Genomic DNA, 15,860 nt, shown 5'->3' on the forward strand with positions numbered 1-15,860 from the left:
CCGCCGGGGCGGGCGCTGTCACAGCTCCCGCAGCTCCGTCAGCGGTGGCCGTCGGGCGTGATGTACCGCTGTCCAGGCCGCACCGGCCAGGGCCGCCGCGACCGCTGCGGCGAGCGCGGCGAGGTAGCCCCACGGCACAGCGAGGGCCGCCGGGGGCGGGTCGAACACTCCGGACAGGACCTTCACGAGCATGTGGGACAGGGCCCAGCCGAGGAGGACGCCGCCGGCGGCGCCCGCCACCGCGACCAGTGCGGCCTCGCTCCACACGAACCCGGACAGTTGCCGTCCCCGGGCGCCGAGCACGGACGCCAGCGCCAGGGTGCGCCGCCGCTCGGTGAGACCGAGGGCGAGCACCAGGCCGCCTGCTGCGGCCCCGATGACCAGGGCGAAACCGAGTTCGACCCGGGTGAGTCCGCCCAGGTCGACGGCGGTAAGGCTGGAGCCGGTCACCGTGCGGGCGGACGGAAGGTCGGTGACGTGGGCGGCGGGGCCGAGCGCGGACCGGACGTGCCGGGCCACGGCCTGCTGGCCGGTGCCTCCGGTGTCGACCAGCAGCGTGCCGATCGCGCCGCTGCCGGTCGTACGGGCCACGTAGGAGGCGTTGGCCACCAGGAAGCTGTCCTTGGGAGCGGTCGGGAACTCCTTGACGACGCCCACGAAGTGGAACGCGACGGGGCGCAGCTGGTGGGCGCGGCTGTCGGGGAGCCGGAGCCGGACCTGGTCACCGGGACGGAGCTGGAAGTCCTTGGCGGTCTCGGCGCTGACGAGGAGCCCGTCCGGCTGGTGCCTCAGGCGGTCCATGAGCTGCCGCGCGGTTCCGCCGGAGAAGTACGCGTCCTGGAGCCGGCCCGCCCCGACGACAGTGGAGGGCCGCACCCCGTACAGGTCCTGCAGGTCGGGCCCTACGTACGCGAAGCGATGCTGCAGCGGTTCCACGCCGCGCACGCCGGGCAGGGCCGCCACCTTGGCCGCGTCGGCCGTGCCCGTGGTGGTGCCGGGGGTCTCGGTGACGGTGACGTCGGCGCCGTTGGTGAGGACCGCGTCGACTCCGGCCTGCTGACGGTAGGTGGAGTTGAAGACGGCGGTCGAGGCGGCGAAGGCGACCGCCAGGGCGAGCAGCACCACGGCCCGGAGCACGGTGCCTCGCTGCCGGGACAGGCCGGCCGCGACCGTGCCGGACAGGGGCCCGGTCACCGGCCGCAGCAGCCTGGCCAGCGCCGGCCGGCCCCGCCGCAGGACCAGGTCCACCAGCAGCCAGACCAGCAGTGCCCCGCCCGTCCACAGCAGGGCGGGGCCGGCGAACGCCCAGTAGTTCACCGACAGGGTGGGCGTGCCCTCGGGCGCCAGGACCAAGGCGTAGTTGGTGCGGCTGGTGATACGGAAGACCGCCAGCGACCCGGCCAGCAGCCCGGCCGCCAGGACCCACCACGCGGCACGTGGCACCCGGCGCCGTTCCACCGTCGCCCGCCCGGCGACAATGGTGGCGGCCTTGATGTCCCGGCGCGCGGGCAGCAGCACGGTGCCGCCGGCGATGGCCGCGCCGACGGCGAGTGCGGCCAGCGCCCATCCGGTGGTGAAGGTGCCCGTCGTGCCGAAGGCAGCGTGTCCCAGCAGCGCCGCGACGCCCAGTCCGGCCGCGCCGCCGGCGACGGCGACGATCCCGGCCTCCGCGGCCGCCAGCGCGAGCAGCCGCCCGGCAGTGGCGCCGCGTGTGCGCAGCAGGGACTGTTCCCTGCGCCTGCGTGTGGCGCCCGCTCCGGCGACCGCCGTGGTCAGCGCCCCGGCCAGCACCGCGCCGGGCACGCCGAGGAAGAGGAACAGCATCTGGGCGTACAGGGCGTCGGAGCGGGCCGCGTCCAGGACCGCACCGAGGTTGTCGCCGACCACTCCGGTCCCGGCCAGTCGCGCCTCCGTGTTGTGAGCGCTGCCGGTCGCCGCCGTGTAGGCGGCGGCAGGGTCGTGCGGCAGGGCGTGACTGCGCCGTGCGTGGATCTGGTCGTGGACGAGATCGGGGCGGTTCTTGGCCAGCGGGTCGAAGGCCGCGTGCCAGCGTGCCTGCGGCAGCAGCACGACGTTGTCCGGGGGCGCCGCCGGCTGTGCTTGTGGCGGGGCACCGACCTTCTGGAACAGCGAGTCGGCGTGGGGGAGGTCCGCCACCCCGTCGACACGTACCGTGACCGGCGGCAGCCCGGCTCGCCCGACGGTCACCGTGTCGCCGGGTGCCGCGTGCAGGTTGGCGGCGGTCTGCTGGGCCAGCAGTACCCCGTCCCCGCGCCCGGCCAGCACCCGGATCTCGCCCGGGAACGTCGTGCGGTAGTCGGCCGGGAGGCCGAGCACCGCGCCGGGGCCGGTGGTCTGGTGGGTGCGGCCGGCGATGGCGCTCAGGCCGCTGGTGTCGGCGTATCCGACGGGAAGCGCCGCGCGCGTGCCCGGAGTCCCCCGCACCGTGGTCAGCACGGAGCGGGCATCGGCGCCACTCGCCACCTGCACCTGCCAGTCGGTGACTACCCCGCGCACGGACTGCGCGGTCATCGTCGCCCGCGTGGCACCGAGGAAGCCGCCCAGCGCCGCCAGCAGCGCCACCGCCGTGGCCACCCCGGCCGCCACGCCGAGCAGTCGTCCACCCCGCCGCCGCAGCAGGCCGGCCAGCCAAATCCTGATCATCGCCGTTCTCCTCCTCGGCGTCACTGGAGCGCGGCCGACAGAGGCCTCCGACCGCCTGCCGCGGCGGGAGCGCGGCCGGGGCCGGTTCCCGCCGGTCCGTGTTCATGGCGCGGCCCGTCCAGCCGGATGCGGATTCGGGCCCGCCTCCGCGTCCGGCTGGACCAGGCAGCCGTCCGCCATGTACCAGCGGACGTCCAACTCGCGGGCCACCCGCGGATCGTGTGTCGTCACCAGCACCGCCGCCCCCAGCTCCCGGGCCGCGCCCAGGAGCACCGACAGCACCTGACGGCCCGTGGCACGGTCCAGCTGCCCGGTCGGCTCGTCGGCCAGGACGAGGCGGGGCCGACGCGCCAGCACCCGCGCCACGGCGACACGCTGGGCCTGGCCGGCCGACAGCTCGTCGGGCAGCCGGGGCGCCAGCGCCTGAAGGCCGAGGCTTTCCAGCGCGGCGTACGCCCGGGTGTCCGCCTCGCCCTCCGGTACGCCGTCGATCCGCAGCGGCAGCGCCACGTTCTCGGCGGCGGTGAGCGGGGGCAGCAGGCTCGGCCCCTGGAAGACGACCCCGATGTGCCGGGCCAGGCTCTCGGCGTGCTCGCCGCCGAGGCCGGGGTGGCTCACCCGGCCCGCCGTGGGGCGGTCCAGGCCCGCCATCAGATGCAGCAGGGTGGACTTGCCCGAGCCGGACGGGCCGACCACACAGACCCGGGTGCCGGGCTCAACCGCGCAGGTCAGGCCATGCACGGCGACGACGGCGCCCGGCCCCTTGCCGTAGGTGCGGGCCGCGTTCTCGCATACGACCAGCGGCGTGCCGGTGTCGCCCGCCCGCCTCGGGTTCACGGTGTCCGGGGCGGCCATCACGCCCACCTCCCGTCCCTCAGGCGCAGTACCCGGTCCGCGGCCCCCGCCACGGCACGGCTGTGGGTGACCACGACGACCGCGGTCCCGGCGGCGGCGCGCTCGCTCAGCAGCGCCAGCAGTCGCCGTTCGGTCTCCGCGTCCACCTCGCCCGTGGGTTCGTCGGCGAGCAGTACGTCGGGCGCGTTCGCGAGGGCGACGGCCAGGCCCGCCCGGGCGGCCTCCCCTCCGGACAGCTGTCCGGGCAGGGCCCCGGCACGCCGGCCGATGCCGACGCGGTCCAGGAGTTCCTGCGGCGCCACGCGGGCCCTGGCCGGCACCAGCCGCTGCACGAGCGCGATGTTGTCCCGCACGGTGAGGTGATCCAGCAGATTGCCCGTCTGGAACAGCACCCCGATGTGCCGGGCCCGGATGGCTCCCCTCTCGCGTTCGGCGCGGTGGCTGAGCCGCTCGCCGACGACCCGCACGGTGCCGCCGTCCGGCTCGTCGAGACCGGCCAGGCAGTTCAGCAGCGTGGTCTTGCCCGACCCGGACGGCCCGGTGACGGCCACGGTCTCGCCGCGCCGGACATCCAGCCCGACGCCCTGGAGCGCGAACGTCTCCTCCTCCCCGACCCGGAAGAACCGGTACAGGGAACGGGCGCTGAGCACGGGCCCGGTCACCGCGGCCATCACGACCACCGGAAGGAGTCCGTGACAGTCCGCCAGGGGTCGGCATTGTCGGCCCCCACCGCGCCGGACAGCGTCACCACAGCCTCACCCTTGTCCGGCTTGTAGAACACATATCGCTGCACGTCGAGGGCGACGCGCTTGCCGGTCACCTGGTCGGGAGCGGAGTCGGCCCGGTATTCGGCCAGTACCGCCGTGCCGCCCGAGCGCTGGACATCGGTCACCTTGACCAGCGAGAAGTGGCTGCTCGCGGCGCGGATCCCCGGAAGGTCCTTTGTACGCACCGAGTTCACGGTCGGCTCCGCCGTGGCGGGGACGCGCTCGACGCGTACGCTGTTGAACTTGTCGGTGAACACCGTCACCGCCCCCTGGGCGGTCCGGGCCCACCCCTCCGGCACCTTCACCGTGAACCCGCCGCCGGGCGGCGACCACGGCACGAACACCTGCGTGTCAGGAATGTCACCGGGCGGATTCGACTCGGCGGGAGCCGGCGCCGAAGAGGACGGCGCGGGCGTGCCGGACGGGTGCGGTGGCGATGACGACGAGGAACAGGCCGCAGCCCCGGCCCCGGCAACGAGCATCAGGCCGGCCGCGGCGGCGGCGAACGGACGACGCATGGTCGACACCTCCCGGCGAGGGCGGCGGCCGGTTCACCGCCGCGGATTTCGCCTTTGTTCTCGACGCTAGAAGCCCTACGGCCAGCGCCCGCACCGCGCCCGGTTAACGCCCGGTTAACGATCGACCCCGCGCGTGCGGGGGCCGCGGGCACATCTGGCGTGCCCGCGGCCCCTGCGCTGCCGGTCACTCCTCCCCGGTGAACCGGTGATCGACCGTGCCGGAGGGATCGGCGTGCCCGCCGGAACCGTCGGAGACCCCGTTCTCCGGAGCCTCACCCCGGCGTTCCTGTTCCTGCCCCGCCCGACCGGTGTCGGGAGCGGTCTGGTCACCCTGCTGGACGTTGTCCCGGTCCGGTCCGGTGCTGTCCTCGCCCGGATCGGCCGGGTCCGAAGCCCTGGGCGCGGGCATGGTGTGCGTGACGGGCGCGGACGGAGCCGCCGTGTGGGACGTGGCCAGTGCGGCGCCCGTGGCCCCGGCTCCCGCCACCAGGACCGCCCCCGCCAGGAGCGCGATCCTGCGTCGGAGGTGTGTCATGTGCTTCTCCTCTCGGCCGAAGGGACGTGCGGTCTGCGTTCCCGGAACGACTCCAGCTTGTGCCGCGGGTGCTGAGAGGACGCTGAGGACCTGACCGGGCCGTCCTCCCCGCGCTGGGTTCTCAGCCTCCTCTCATGCGACCGGCTCTACGGTGGCGGCGTCGTAGAGTGGCAGGTGAGGCGGCCATGCGCGTGCTGGTGATCGAGGACGAACGCGGGCTCGCCGCGGCGGTCGCGCGCGGGCTCGGCCAGGAGGGTTTCGCCGTCGACGTCGTCCATGACGGCACGGACGGCCTGTGGAACGCGGTGAACGAGCCGTACGACGCCATCGTGCTCGACATCCTGCTGCCCGGGCTCTCCGGATACGAAGTGATCAGACGGCTGCGGGCGGCGCGGGTGTGGACGCCGGTGCTGATGCTGACCGCGAAGGACGGCGAGTACGACGAGGCCGACGCGCTCGATCTGGGAGCCGATGACTATCTGCGCAAGCCGTGCTCGTACATCGTCCTGGTCGCCCACCTCCGGGCGCTGCTGCGACGCGGCGCTCCGCCCCGCCCGGCCGTCCTGGCCGCCGGTGACCTCACCCTCGACCCGGCACGCCGCCGGTGCGAGCGCGCCGGCCAGGAGATCCCCCTGACGGCAAGGGAGTTCGCGCTGCTGGAGTTCCTGATGCGGCACCGGGACGAGGTGGTCGGCAAGACCGGCATCCTCACCCACGTCTGGGACGAGAACTTCGACGGCGACACCAACATCGTCGAGGTCTACGTCGGCTACCTGCGCCGCAAGATCGACGCCCCGTTCGGCCGCCGGACGATCGAGACCGTACGGGGTGCCGGCTACCGGCTGCTCGGCACGGGGAAGTGACCCGATGGGCAGGTCGTTCGCGCGCTGGTGGGCCGGGTGCTCGCTGCGCCTGCGCCTGACCGCGGCCGCCGCGCTGGTGATCGCCGCGGGCCTGGCCGGTGCTGGGGTGCTGCTGGGCGCCTGGCTGCACGCCGGCCTCATCCGTCAGCTCGACCAGACGGCCACCCAGCGCGCCTCGGTCGTCGCCGCCGCGCTGACCTCGGGGAAGCCCTCCGGCTCCCTCCCCGGGTCGGAAGACGGGAGCACCGCCGTCCAAGTGGTCGACAACCGTGGGCGGGTACAGGCGAGTTCGGCGAACCTCGAGGGCGAGCCGCGCCTGTTCTCCTTCCCCGCGAGCGGGTCCGGTGAGCCTCGCGCCCGCAGCGTGCACGGCCTGCCCCTCGGACAGGAAGCGACATGGCGTGCCGTGGCCCTGCCCGCCGGGCCGGGGCGCGGCCCCCTCACCGTGTACGTGGCCCTGCCCACCACGAGTGTGGACCGCGGTCTGGCCCAGCTCACCACCGCTTTCACCATGGGCGTGCCCGTGGCCGTCGCGCTGCTGACCACCGTCGGATGGGTGCTGCTGGGGGGGCGCTGCGGCCGGTCGAGCTGCTGCGGGCGCAGGCGGCCGACATCCCCGCGTCCGACCTCGGCCGGCGGCTCGACGTCCCACCCGCACGGGACGAACTCGGCCGCCTCGCCGCGACACTCAACGACCTGCTGGCTCGTCTCGACACCGCGGGCCGGCAGCAGCGCCGGTTCATCGCGGACGCCGCCCACGAGCTCCGCAGCCCGGTGAGCAGCCTGCGCGCCCAGCTGGAAGTGGCGCTCCAGCACCCCGGAACGACGCGGTGGGACGCTCTCGCACCCGATCTGGCGGCGGAGACCTGGCGCCTGTCCCGGCTGATCGACGATCTCGTGCAGCTGGCCCGCCTCGACGCCCGACCGGCCTACCGCCAGGACCCCGTGGACCTGGACGACGTCGTCTTCACCGAGGTCCGCCGCATCCGCCCGGAGAGACCGCACATCGTCGTCGACCAATCAGCGGTCGGCGCGGCCAGAGTCATCGGCGACGCCAACGCACTCTCCCGCGTCGTACGCAACCTCCTGGACAACGCCGCCCGGCACGCAAGGCATCAGGTCGACGTCGGGCTCCATACCCTCGAGGGGACGGCCGAACTCGTCGTCGCCGACGACGGCCCCGGCATCCCCGCCGCCGACCGCGAACGGGTCTTCGACCGGTTCACCCGCCTCGACGCGGCCCGCGCGCGCGACGCGGGAGGCTCCGGGCTCGGCCTGGCCATCGTCCACGACATCGTGACCGCCCACCGTGGCACCGTCCACGTCGAGGACAACTCCCCGGGGGCCCGCCTCCTCGTGCGCCTTCCACTCGCCGGACGCCCGGAAGTATGCGAGCCGACAGGGCTCCAGAGGATCTCACGGAGCGGCTCGCCGACCTGGACCGGTCGAGGAGCGCGTCGAGGCGGGTGAGGGCCGGGCGTGCCATGGGGAGGTTGCGGTGCACGTCAGGCGTCAGCCGGCCACCTGATCTCCAAACATGCCGCGGGAGCCGGTCGGCGTGCGCGGCGACGTTTGCGCCAGGGGCGGCTCCCAGCTTTGCTGCGCATGCCTTGCAGGTGATAATCGGCCGTTCTTAGAGGTCGTCTCATTTGGCTCGTTCGGTAGTCTGCGGGTGTGGGGATCGTAGAGCGGCTGGTGCCGGATGAGCTGTGGGAGTTGTTCCAGCGGGTGGTGCCAGAGGCGCCGACTCGTCCGCAAGGTGGCGGCCGGCGTCGGCACGGCGACCGGGAGGTGCTGGCTGCGATCTTGTTCGTGGCGACGTCGGGCTGCACGTGGCAGCAACTGCCCTCTGCCTCGTTCGGGCCTTCGGGTGCCACCGCCCACCGGCGGTTCACGGAGTGGTCGAAGGCCAGGGTCTGGGCAAAACTCCACCGCCTGGTCCTCGACGAGCTCGGTGCCCGCGGCGAGCTGGACTGGTCCCGCTGCGCGATCGACTCGGTGAACATGCGGGCCCTGAAAAAGGGGATCTGACAGGCCCGAATCCTGTAGACCGGGGTAAGTACGGCTCGGAGATCCATCTGATCACCGAGCGGACCGGTCTGCCCCTGTCCGTCGGGATCTCGGGGGCGAACCTGCACGACAGCCAGGCACTGATCCCTCTGGTGAAGGGGATACCGCCGATCCGCTCCCGGCGCGGACGCCGACGGCGCAGACCGGGAAAGCTCCACGGCGACAAGGGGTACGACTACGACCACCTGAGGCGATGGTTACGCGGGCGGGGCATCAGGCATCGCATCGCCCGCAAGGGCATCGAGTCCTCGTCCCGCCTGGGCCGTCACCGCTGGACCGTAGAACGCACGATGTCCTGGCTTGCCGGATGCCGCCGACTGCACCGCCGCTACGAGCGCAAAGCCGAACACTTCCTCGCCTTCACCAGCATCGCCTGCATCCTCATCTGCTACCGCAGGCTTGCCAAATGAGATGACTTCTTAGGGCTCTCCAGGCCGAGGAGAGGCTCGCTCTGGGGGAGGCGTACGTGGCGTCAGGCTACGTGCTGGTGCATGAGGCGGGAGATGCTTTCACGATTAAGCAGCTTCGTCGGTGCGCGTACCGGCTCATGGAGCTTCTCGGCCTCCGTCGCGTCAGGCTCTACGACGCACGCTCGTCGTGCTTCACCTTCCTGGCCAACAACGGTGTGCCGGACCACATCCTCGCGCGATGGGCCGGGCATACGAATGTGAAGACGACCAAGAAGTGGTACGTCAAGCCGGACGTAGAGGACCTCCGCGGAGCCGCCACCACGTGGGATGGCCTGCACGGGGTTGCGGTGGAGGGGCAAGCGTGAGCCGTGCGCTCCACCAGTCGAGCGACTTGCCGAGCCGCATGGCCAGCAGACCCCGGCGATGTGACTTCTCGTGACAGATGAGAGGGTCTGGCGGGTGACTGAGACACCGGCGAACACCCTGCAATACCGCTCTGACGGGCCAGAAGACGCCCCAGTCCTGGTACTGGGGCCGGCGTTGGGTACCACATGGCACATGTGGGACCGGCAGATACCGGAGCTGATCCGGCACTGGCGCGTCCTGCGCTTCGACCTGCCGGGTCACGGCGGCGCCCCCGCCCGGCCCGCCGCCACCGCCGGTGACCTCGCCGACCGGTTGCTGGCCACGCTCGACGGGCTCGGCGTCGAGCGCTTCGCCTACGCCGGCGCCTGCGTCTCCGGCGCGATCGGCGTCGACCTGGCCCTGCGGCACCCGCACCGGCTCGCCTCGCTCGCCCTGATCGGCTCGGCCGCTCACGCCGCGGACACCACCTGGGTGCCGCGTGCCGCCGACGTCCGGGCGAACGGCCTGGAGCCGGTCGCCCGTTCCGCTCCGGAGCGGTGGTTCACCCCGCTCTTCGGCGGCGCCCAGCCCGCCATCGTGGACTGGGCCGTGCAGATGGTCCGGACGACGGACCTGCCCTGCTACGCGGCCGCCTGTGAGGCGCTCGCCGCCTTCGACGCCCGCGCCGGACTGGGCCGCATCGCGGTGCCCACGCTGGTCATCGTGGGCGCCGACGACCAGGTGACCTCGCCGGCGGACGCCCGGGAGCTGGTGGCGGGGATCCCCGACGCCCGGCTCGCCATGGTGCCGGCGGCCCGGCACCTGGCGCCGGTGGAGCAGCCCGTGGCCGTCACGGACCTGCTGGTCCGTCACTTCAACGCGCCGTGGGCGACGCCCCCCGGCACCCCGTCGGCACCCGGCGTATCCGCCGGATCCCCCGCCCCCGGTGTCCCGTCGCCCGGCGTCCCCGCGTCGGCTACGGCCATGCCCGGCGTCCCCGTGCCCGGTGCCCCGTCGGCCCCCGTGGGCCCCAGCGTCTTCGCGCCGGTTTCCGCCGAGCCGGGTGGCTCGGTGCCTGGCGCACCTGCGTCGGCTACGGCCATGCCCGGCGACTCCCCGGCGGCTTCCGCCGTCCCCGGCTTCCCGGCAGCGGCCACCGCCACCCCCGGTACCCCCGCTCCCGGCGCCGCCCCGGTTCCGTTCGCCGCCGCCGGGGCACCCGTGTCCTCGGTCGGGACCGCGCCGGACCCGGCGACGGCGGCGGCTCCCGTCGGCGAGGGCACCGAGCCGCATCCCGGTTTCGGGCCGCCCGTGGGCGGCAACCCGTACGCGGGCACGGCCTCCGGCTCGCCGGTGTTCGGTGGCACGACCACCCCGGGCGTTCCCGGCGCTCTTCCCCCCGACCACGCCGATCACGCCGGCGGCACCGACACCACCGACCCCGCCGGCCGCCCCGACCACACCGGCCGCACCGGCCCCACGGACGCCCTCGCCGCCGGCGCCCGGCTCCGTCGCGAGGTGCTGGGAGACGCCGCCCCCGCCGCCTCCGGCGGCCACCGCGCGTTCACCGCCGACTTCGAGGACTTCGCCACCCGCGTCGCCTGGGGCGACACGTGGGCGCGCCCCGGCCTCGACCGGCGTGCCCGGTTCCTCGTCGCCCTGACCGCCCTCACCGTCGGCGGCCACCTCGACGAGCTGGCCGAGCACACACGCGCCGCCCTGCGCGGCGGAGTCACCCCGGGCGAGATCAAAGAAACGTTGCTTCAGTGCTCCCTGCACTGCGGCCTGCCCGCCGCCCGGGCGGCCTTCGCCGTCGCCGGACGCGTCGTCGCGGAGGAGCGCGACGCACGGGACGGGCACGACCCGCAGACGTAGCGCCCCCGGCGTAGCAGGATGGGGGCATGAAGTTGACCAAGCACAGTCATGCCTGCGTCCGCCTGGAGAAGGACGGCCGCACGCTCGTCATCGACCCCGGCGCGTTCAGCGAGCGGGACGCGGCCGTCGGGGCCGACGCCGTGCTCGTCACGCACGAGCACCTGGACCACTTCGACGAGGACCGGCTGCGGGCCGCCCTGGAGGCCAATCCGGCCGCCGAGCTGTGGACCCTGCGCAGCGTCGCCGAGAAGGTCTCGGCGGCCTTCCCCGGCCGCGTGCACACGGTCGGGGAGGGCGACGCGTTCACCGCGGCCGGCTTCGACGTCCAGGTGCACGGTCAGATGCACGCCGTGATCCACCCGGACATTCCGCGGATCACCAATGTCGGCTACCTCGTGGACGGTTCGGTCTTCCACCCCGGTGACGCGCTGACCCTGCCGGGGCAGCCGGTCGAGACCCTGATGGTGCCGGTCATGGCCCCCTGGAACAAGGTCTCCGAGATCATCGACTACGTGCGCGAGATCAAGCCCCGGCGCGCGATCGACATCCACGACGGGCTGCTCGCCGACCTGGCCCGGCCCGTCTACGACCGGATGCTGGGGCCGGACGGCCCGGGCGTGGCCGGGGCGGACCACTCCCGGATGGCGGCCGGGGAGAGCGTCGAGCTGTGACGGTCGGGGTGAGTGTCCGACCCGGCCGTTAGGGTGGCCGCATGCGCATCGCCACCTGGAACGTGAACTCGATCACCGCCCGTCTGCCGCGGCTGCTCGCCTGGCTGGAGAGCAGCGGCACGGACGTGCTGTGCATACAGGAGACGAAGTGCGGTGAGGACGCCTTCCCGTTCGAGGAGCTGCGCGCGCTGGGCTATGAGGCCGCGGTCAACGCCGACGGCCGGTGGAACGGCGTGGCCGTCATCTCCCGCGTGGGCCTCGCCGACGTGGTCAAGGGCCTGCCGGGTGGACCCGACTACGACGGCTCGCAGGAGCCGCGCGCCGTCTCGGCGACCTGCGGGCCCGTCCGGGTCTGGTCGGTCTACGTGCCCAACGGCCGCGAGGTCGGTCACGACCACTACGCCTACAAGCTCCACTGGCTGGAGTCGCTGCGCGACGCCGTCGCCGTGGACGCGGCGGGCGAGCGGCCCTTCGCCGTGCTCGGCGATTTCAACGTCGCGCCCACCGACGAGGACGTCTACGACCCCTCGGTCTTCGAGGGCGCCACGCACGTCACCCCGGCCGAGCGCGCGGCCCTCGGCGCCCTGCGCGACGCCGGCCTGTCGGACGTCGTGCCCCGCCCTCTGAAGTACGACCGTCCCTACACCTACTGGGACTACCGCCAGCTGTGCTTCCCGAAGAACCGGGGCATGCGCATCGACCTCGTCTACGGCAACGCCCCCTTCGCCAAGGCGCGCCAGGACGCCTACGTCGACCGCGAGGAGCGCAAGGGCAAGGGCGCCTCGGACCACGCCCCGGTCGTCGTCGACCTGGACGTCTGAGACCGGAGCGCCCTGTGCGGGGTGCCGCCCCGGAGCGGGCTCGACGCCGGCCCCGGGGCGGTCACGATCCGTCGCGGCCGGTCCTCAGACCAGTTTCCTGAGGTCGACCGTCTCGCTGAAGACCCGCATCCCGGCGTCATTGGGATGCAGGTGGTCCCCGGCGTCGTAGCGCGGCAGCATCCGTTCCGGATGCTCGGGGTCGCGGATCGCCGCGTCGAAGTCGAAGACGGCGTCGTAGAGCCCCCTCGCGGTGCGGATGTGGCGGTTGATGGCCACGCGCGCGTCGTCGGCCTCCTTGGTGCAGTCGTAGAAGCCGCCGCACGGCGCGATGGTGGCGGCCACGACCCGGATGCCGCGCTGGTGGGCGCGTTCGGCGATCGAGCGGAGGACGGCGACGACCTCGTCGGCCTTGGTGCCGGCGCGGATGTCGTTGACGCCCTCGAAGACGATGACGGTGCGGGCCGAGGTCTGGGACAGCACGTCGCGCTCCAGCCGGTGCCCGGCGCTGACCCCGCTCATCACGGTGCTGGTGCCCTCACCCTGGTAGCGGTCGGTCGCCACGCGGTTCCCGGAGATCCCGTGGTTGAGCACGCCGAAGCGGGGCACCGTGTGCTGCGCGCGCAGCCGCCGGGCCAGCAGGTCGGGCCACCGGCCGTTGGTGCCGGGGGCGGACGCCTCGCCGTCGGTGATCGAGTCGCCCAGCGTCACCACCGACCCGGGCCCGCCGGCGACGTCGACGCCGGTCAGCAGCGGCCAGTTGCCCAGCCGCTGGGAGTACGCCCCGGCGCCCCGCTCGGCCGTCCGGTCGCCGGCGCCGTCCGCGCTCATGTACGAGACCTGGTTGCTGTAGCTGTGCACCGGCAGTGCCCGTACGGTGCCCGGCAGGTGGATGCTCACCAGCAGGTTGGTGTCCGGAGGCACGGAGAAGTCCACGGGGTCGCTGAACCGCTGGGCACCCGCCGGGATCTCGGTCCCCGCCCGGCCCCCGAAGGCCAGTGGCACGGGCCGGCCGGCCGCCGTCGCGCCGTCACCGCGCTGCACCGCCACGCTGGCGTGGCCGATGCGCAGGGTGCTCGGGGCGAAGGTGTTCTCCAGCCGGATCCTGGTGCGGGGCCCGCCCGCGCTGCTGTGCACGATCAGCCGCAGCGTCCGGTCGGTCCACGGTCCCACGGCGGCGTACCCGGACGTGGACGCCGCCCAGCTGCCGGTCCATCCGTTCGAGGGAGCGCGCAGGGACAGCGCGAAGACGTGCAGGGCGACGTCCCGGCCGGGAGCCTTCGGCAGGACCACGGAGGTGACGTCCCGGCCGCGCGCGACCGGGACCGTGACCGCGTACAGGCGGGTGGTCTCGGACCGTTGGCCGTCGGGGGTGTTGCGGTGGGGCAGGCCCACGGCCTTGGTGGTGAGGGGGCCGCGGCGCCAGTCGGGCGCGGTGAGGGTGTACGTACTGGCCGACCCGTCGCGGTAGCGGACGACTCCGGTGCCGCTCGCGTCGCCGCCCGTTCCGGCCACCAGGAAGGACAGGGCCTCGCCGCGGCCGCCCAGCCGCACCGCCTGCCCGTCGGCCCGGACGTTGTCGGGCCGGCCGGGCGCCCAGCGGGGCAGCTGGAGGCGGGAGGCGTCGACGTCCAGGGCCCGGCCGGCCGTCCAGCCGGCCCTGACCAGGTCCTGGGCGGACAGCGAGCCGCCCGCGCCGTCGAAGTCGGCGGCCCGGGGGCGGTCGTCGTCGCTGACCGCCCGGTTGTCGAAGAGCCGCTCCAGGGGGAGCGGCTCTCTGCGCGGTGCGTCGGTGTCGGCCTGTGCGGGCGTGCCCGTGAGGGTGAGGGCGCATGCCGCCCCCGCCGCCAGGGCACCGCTGACGGTCCACCGTCTGTGTCTTCTGCCGTGTCGCGTCCCGAGCTTCGTGATCCGGAGCATGCGTGTCATGCCTCCCAGCGTTCCCAGCTCTGTCAGGGGCGGGATGAAGCTAAGGAGACGCCCGGGCGACGTCAAGGAGGCCGACCGGCCACGTCGGAGGCAGCGTGGCTGTGGTGGGGCCATCCGTGGGAGTGAGATCCTGGCCAGTATGAACATTCCCTTCTTGGACAGCTGGCGCAAGCGGCACGAAGCGGCGCGGGGCCTGGCGTCGCCCCGGGGGGCCGAACGGGACCCGGAGGGCCTGGCCGAGCTGCTGTCGGAGTGCGAACTGCTGCGCGCGCACGCGCAGTCGGCCGGTGTCGCGCTCGACGACTCGCCGTCGTCCCTGGAGGCACTGGACCAGCTGCAGCCGCGCTGGCGTGAGGACCCGGAGCTGGTTCCCTGGCTCGGTAACGACGCGGGCCTGTACCTGGGCACGGCCGTCGTCCGGACGGTGCCGGGGGCGGGCTGGTGGGTGCGGGCGGCGGACGGCCAGCCGGTGGTCCGGCTGGCCAGCGGCCGGGAGATCGACGTGGTCGAGGCGGGCCAGGCGTGGGCGGCGGACGGCGCCCCGCAGCTGTCGCAGCTGTACGCGGAGGTGGCCGAGAACTGACGTCCGAGGACGGCGGCGGCACGCCGCGCCCCGCCGGTCAGCTCGTGAACGGGATGCTGTACTCCAGGCGCCAGCGGTCCGCTCGGACCACGATGTCGGAGGTCTCCACCGCCCGGTCGTCGCCGTCGAAATGGGTCCGCTCGACGACGGTGACGCACTGGCCCGCCGTGCAGCCCAGCGCCTCCGCCTCGGGTGTGGTGGCCGGCCGCGAGCCGACCAGCTCCCGGGCCCGTACGACCCGGATGCCGATGGCCGCCAGCCGCCCGCGCACCCCGCGCCGGGCGTAGGGCCCGCGCTCGGGCAGCACCACGTCGGTGCCCTCGGTGATGGTCAGCGGCTCCCAGCTGGTGGCGAGTTGCACGGGATGCCGGTTGGCCAGGTACTCGTACTGGGTGCACAGCACCGGCTCGCCCGCGTCGATGCCGAGGCGCTCGGCGATCGGTGCCGGCGCCGGGGTCTCGCTGGAGGACGCCTCCCACGTCAGCGCGGTCTCCCGGCCCTTGCCGGGCCGCTCCCCGGCACCGGCGGGCCGGGCGCCGTAGCCCAGCACCTCCGCGGCGAAGGGCGAGTCGACCGCGCCGGTCGAGCGCAGCAGGCTGCCCAGCGGGGCCCGGTCGGTGACGAAGACCCCGCGCCCGAACTGGCCCTCCGCGTACCCCGCGGCCTTCAGCACGCGCACGGCGCGGTCCACGGTCTGATCGCTGGCCGCGTAGGTGCGTTTGAGCTCGGAACGGGAGGGGATGCGCTCGCCCACGGCGAGCCCGCCCTCGTCGATGCGCCGCCGCAGGTCGTCCGCGATGCGCAGGTACACAGGCCTGCTGTCGCCCACACCGGGCTCCCTTCCCCCTGGGGTGTCACCCATCCGGCCCCACAGGCTAGGTACCCAGGCGGCCTCTGTGTACCTAGGGGTGTCCGGCGGATCGGTGCTGATCCATCGGACACCGCCTAGTAGTGCTT

15 protein-coding genes and 1 pseudogene are annotated in these 15,860 nt (G+C 73.9%); 9 read left to right on the plus strand and 7 right to left on the minus strand.

Features of this window, described 5'->3' with window-relative positions; translation table 11 throughout:
• Positions 1-18: 18 nt before the first annotated feature.
• The 5 genes from CYQ11_RS25400 to CYQ11_RS25420 all read right to left on the minus strand — a co-directional run bounded on the left by CYQ11_RS25400 (position 19) and on the right by CYQ11_RS25420 (position 5,339).
• On the minus strand, positions 19-2,664 hold the full coding sequence (locus CYQ11_RS25400) for an FtsX-like permease family protein (RefSeq protein WP_104651089.1): 2,646 nt from the start codon (positions 2,662-2,664) through the stop codon (positions 19-21).
• Between the two features lie 102 nt (positions 2,665-2,766).
• A complete protein-coding gene (locus tag CYQ11_RS25405; protein ID WP_099202890.1) occupies positions 2,767-3,519 on the minus strand; it encodes an ABC transporter ATP-binding protein in 753 nt (250 codons plus the stop codon).
• Positions 3,519-4,190: an ABC transporter ATP-binding protein gene (locus CYQ11_RS25410; RefSeq protein ID WP_099202891.1), complete on the minus strand. Its 672-nt coding sequence runs from the start codon at positions 4,188-4,190 to the stop codon at positions 3,519-3,521. Before CYQ11_RS25410 ends, CYQ11_RS25405 begins: the two co-directional genes overlap by 1 nt.
• On the minus strand, positions 4,190-4,804 hold the full coding sequence (locus CYQ11_RS25415) for a hypothetical protein (RefSeq protein WP_099202640.1): 615 nt from the start codon (positions 4,802-4,804) through the stop codon (positions 4,190-4,192). Before CYQ11_RS25415 ends, CYQ11_RS25410 begins: the two co-directional genes overlap by 1 nt.
• A 184-nt stretch (positions 4,805-4,988) precedes the next feature.
• Positions 4,989-5,339 (minus strand): hypothetical protein, encoded by a 351-nt coding sequence (locus tag CYQ11_RS25420; RefSeq protein ID WP_099202641.1) that lies wholly within the window; start codon positions 5,337-5,339, stop codon positions 4,989-4,991.
• Between the two features lie 185 nt (positions 5,340-5,524).
• Here CYQ11_RS25420 and CYQ11_RS25425 point away from each other — a divergent pair, with 185 nt between their 5' ends.
• The 8 genes and pseudogenes from CYQ11_RS25425 to CYQ11_RS25455 all read left to right on the plus strand — a co-directional run bounded on the left by CYQ11_RS25425 (position 5,525) and on the right by CYQ11_RS25455 (position 12,394).
• Positions 5,525-6,202 carry a response regulator transcription factor gene (locus CYQ11_RS25425; protein ID WP_099202642.1) on the plus strand — a complete coding sequence of 226 codons (678 nt, stop codon included), beginning with the start codon at positions 5,525-5,527 and terminating at the stop codon, positions 6,200-6,202.
• 552 nt (positions 6,203-6,754) lie between these two features.
• Positions 6,755-7,672, plus strand: a complete 918-nt coding sequence (locus tag CYQ11_RS25430) for a HAMP domain-containing sensor histidine kinase (RefSeq protein WP_181143784.1) — start codon at positions 6,755-6,757, stop codon at positions 7,670-7,672.
• Between the two features lie 210 nt (positions 7,673-7,882).
• Positions 7,883-8,682 (plus strand): IS5 family transposase gene (locus CYQ11_RS25435; protein ID WP_181143884.1). Its coding sequence is split into 2 segments (ribosomal slippage): positions 7,883-8,222 and positions 8,222-8,682, totalling 801 coding nucleotides; the frame shifts between segments, so codons are not numbered across the junction.
• Between the two features lie 56 nt (positions 8,683-8,738).
• Entirely contained in the window at positions 8,739-9,047 is a 309-nt protein-coding gene (locus tag CYQ11_RS25440; RefSeq protein ID WP_099202645.1) for a tyrosine-type recombinase/integrase, read from the plus strand.
• Between the two features lie 94 nt (positions 9,048-9,141).
• Positions 9,142-10,089: pseudogene (locus CYQ11_RS25445) on the plus strand (alpha/beta fold hydrolase); the annotation flags it as partial.
• 39 nt (positions 10,090-10,128) lie between these two features.
• Positions 10,129-10,902: a carboxymuconolactone decarboxylase family protein gene (locus CYQ11_RS29855; RefSeq protein ID WP_240003725.1), complete on the plus strand. Its 774-nt coding sequence runs from the start codon at positions 10,129-10,131 to the stop codon at positions 10,900-10,902.
• A 26-nt stretch (positions 10,903-10,928) separates the two neighbouring features.
• Positions 10,929-11,573 (plus strand): MBL fold metallo-hydrolase, encoded by a 645-nt coding sequence (locus tag CYQ11_RS25450; RefSeq protein WP_099202646.1) that lies wholly within the window; start codon positions 10,929-10,931, stop codon positions 11,571-11,573.
• Between the two features lie 41 nt (positions 11,574-11,614).
• The gene (locus tag CYQ11_RS25455; RefSeq protein ID WP_099202647.1) at positions 11,615-12,394 is read left to right on the plus strand and encodes an exodeoxyribonuclease III; all 780 of its coding nucleotides are present in this window, start codon (positions 11,615-11,617) and stop codon (positions 12,392-12,394) included.
• An 84-nt stretch (positions 12,395-12,478) separates the two neighbouring features.
• Here CYQ11_RS25455 and CYQ11_RS25460 read toward each other — a convergent pair whose 3' ends face one another.
• Complete coding sequence (locus CYQ11_RS25460) at positions 12,479-14,311, minus strand: SGNH/GDSL hydrolase family protein (protein WP_099202648.1); 1,833 nt, start codon at positions 14,309-14,311, stop codon at positions 12,479-12,481.
• A 148-nt stretch (positions 14,312-14,459) separates the two neighbouring features.
• On the opposite strand from CYQ11_RS25460, the gene CYQ11_RS25465 reads away from it, so the two are divergent.
• Positions 14,460-14,903: a DUF6278 family protein gene (locus tag CYQ11_RS25465; protein ID WP_099202649.1), complete on the plus strand. Its 444-nt coding sequence runs from the start codon at positions 14,460-14,462 to the stop codon at positions 14,901-14,903.
• 37 nt (positions 14,904-14,940) lie between these two features.
• On the opposite strand, the gene CYQ11_RS25470 is transcribed toward CYQ11_RS25465, so the two are convergent.
• Entirely contained in the window at positions 14,941-15,732 is a 792-nt protein-coding gene (locus CYQ11_RS25470; protein ID WP_099202650.1) for a GntR family transcriptional regulator, read from the minus strand.
• Between the last annotated feature and the right edge of the window lie 128 nt (positions 15,733-15,860).

Source organism: Streptomyces cinnamoneus (assembly GCF_002939475.1).
Lineage (GTDB): Bacteria > Actinomycetota > Actinomycetes > Streptomycetales > Streptomycetaceae > Streptomyces > Streptomyces cinnamoneus_A.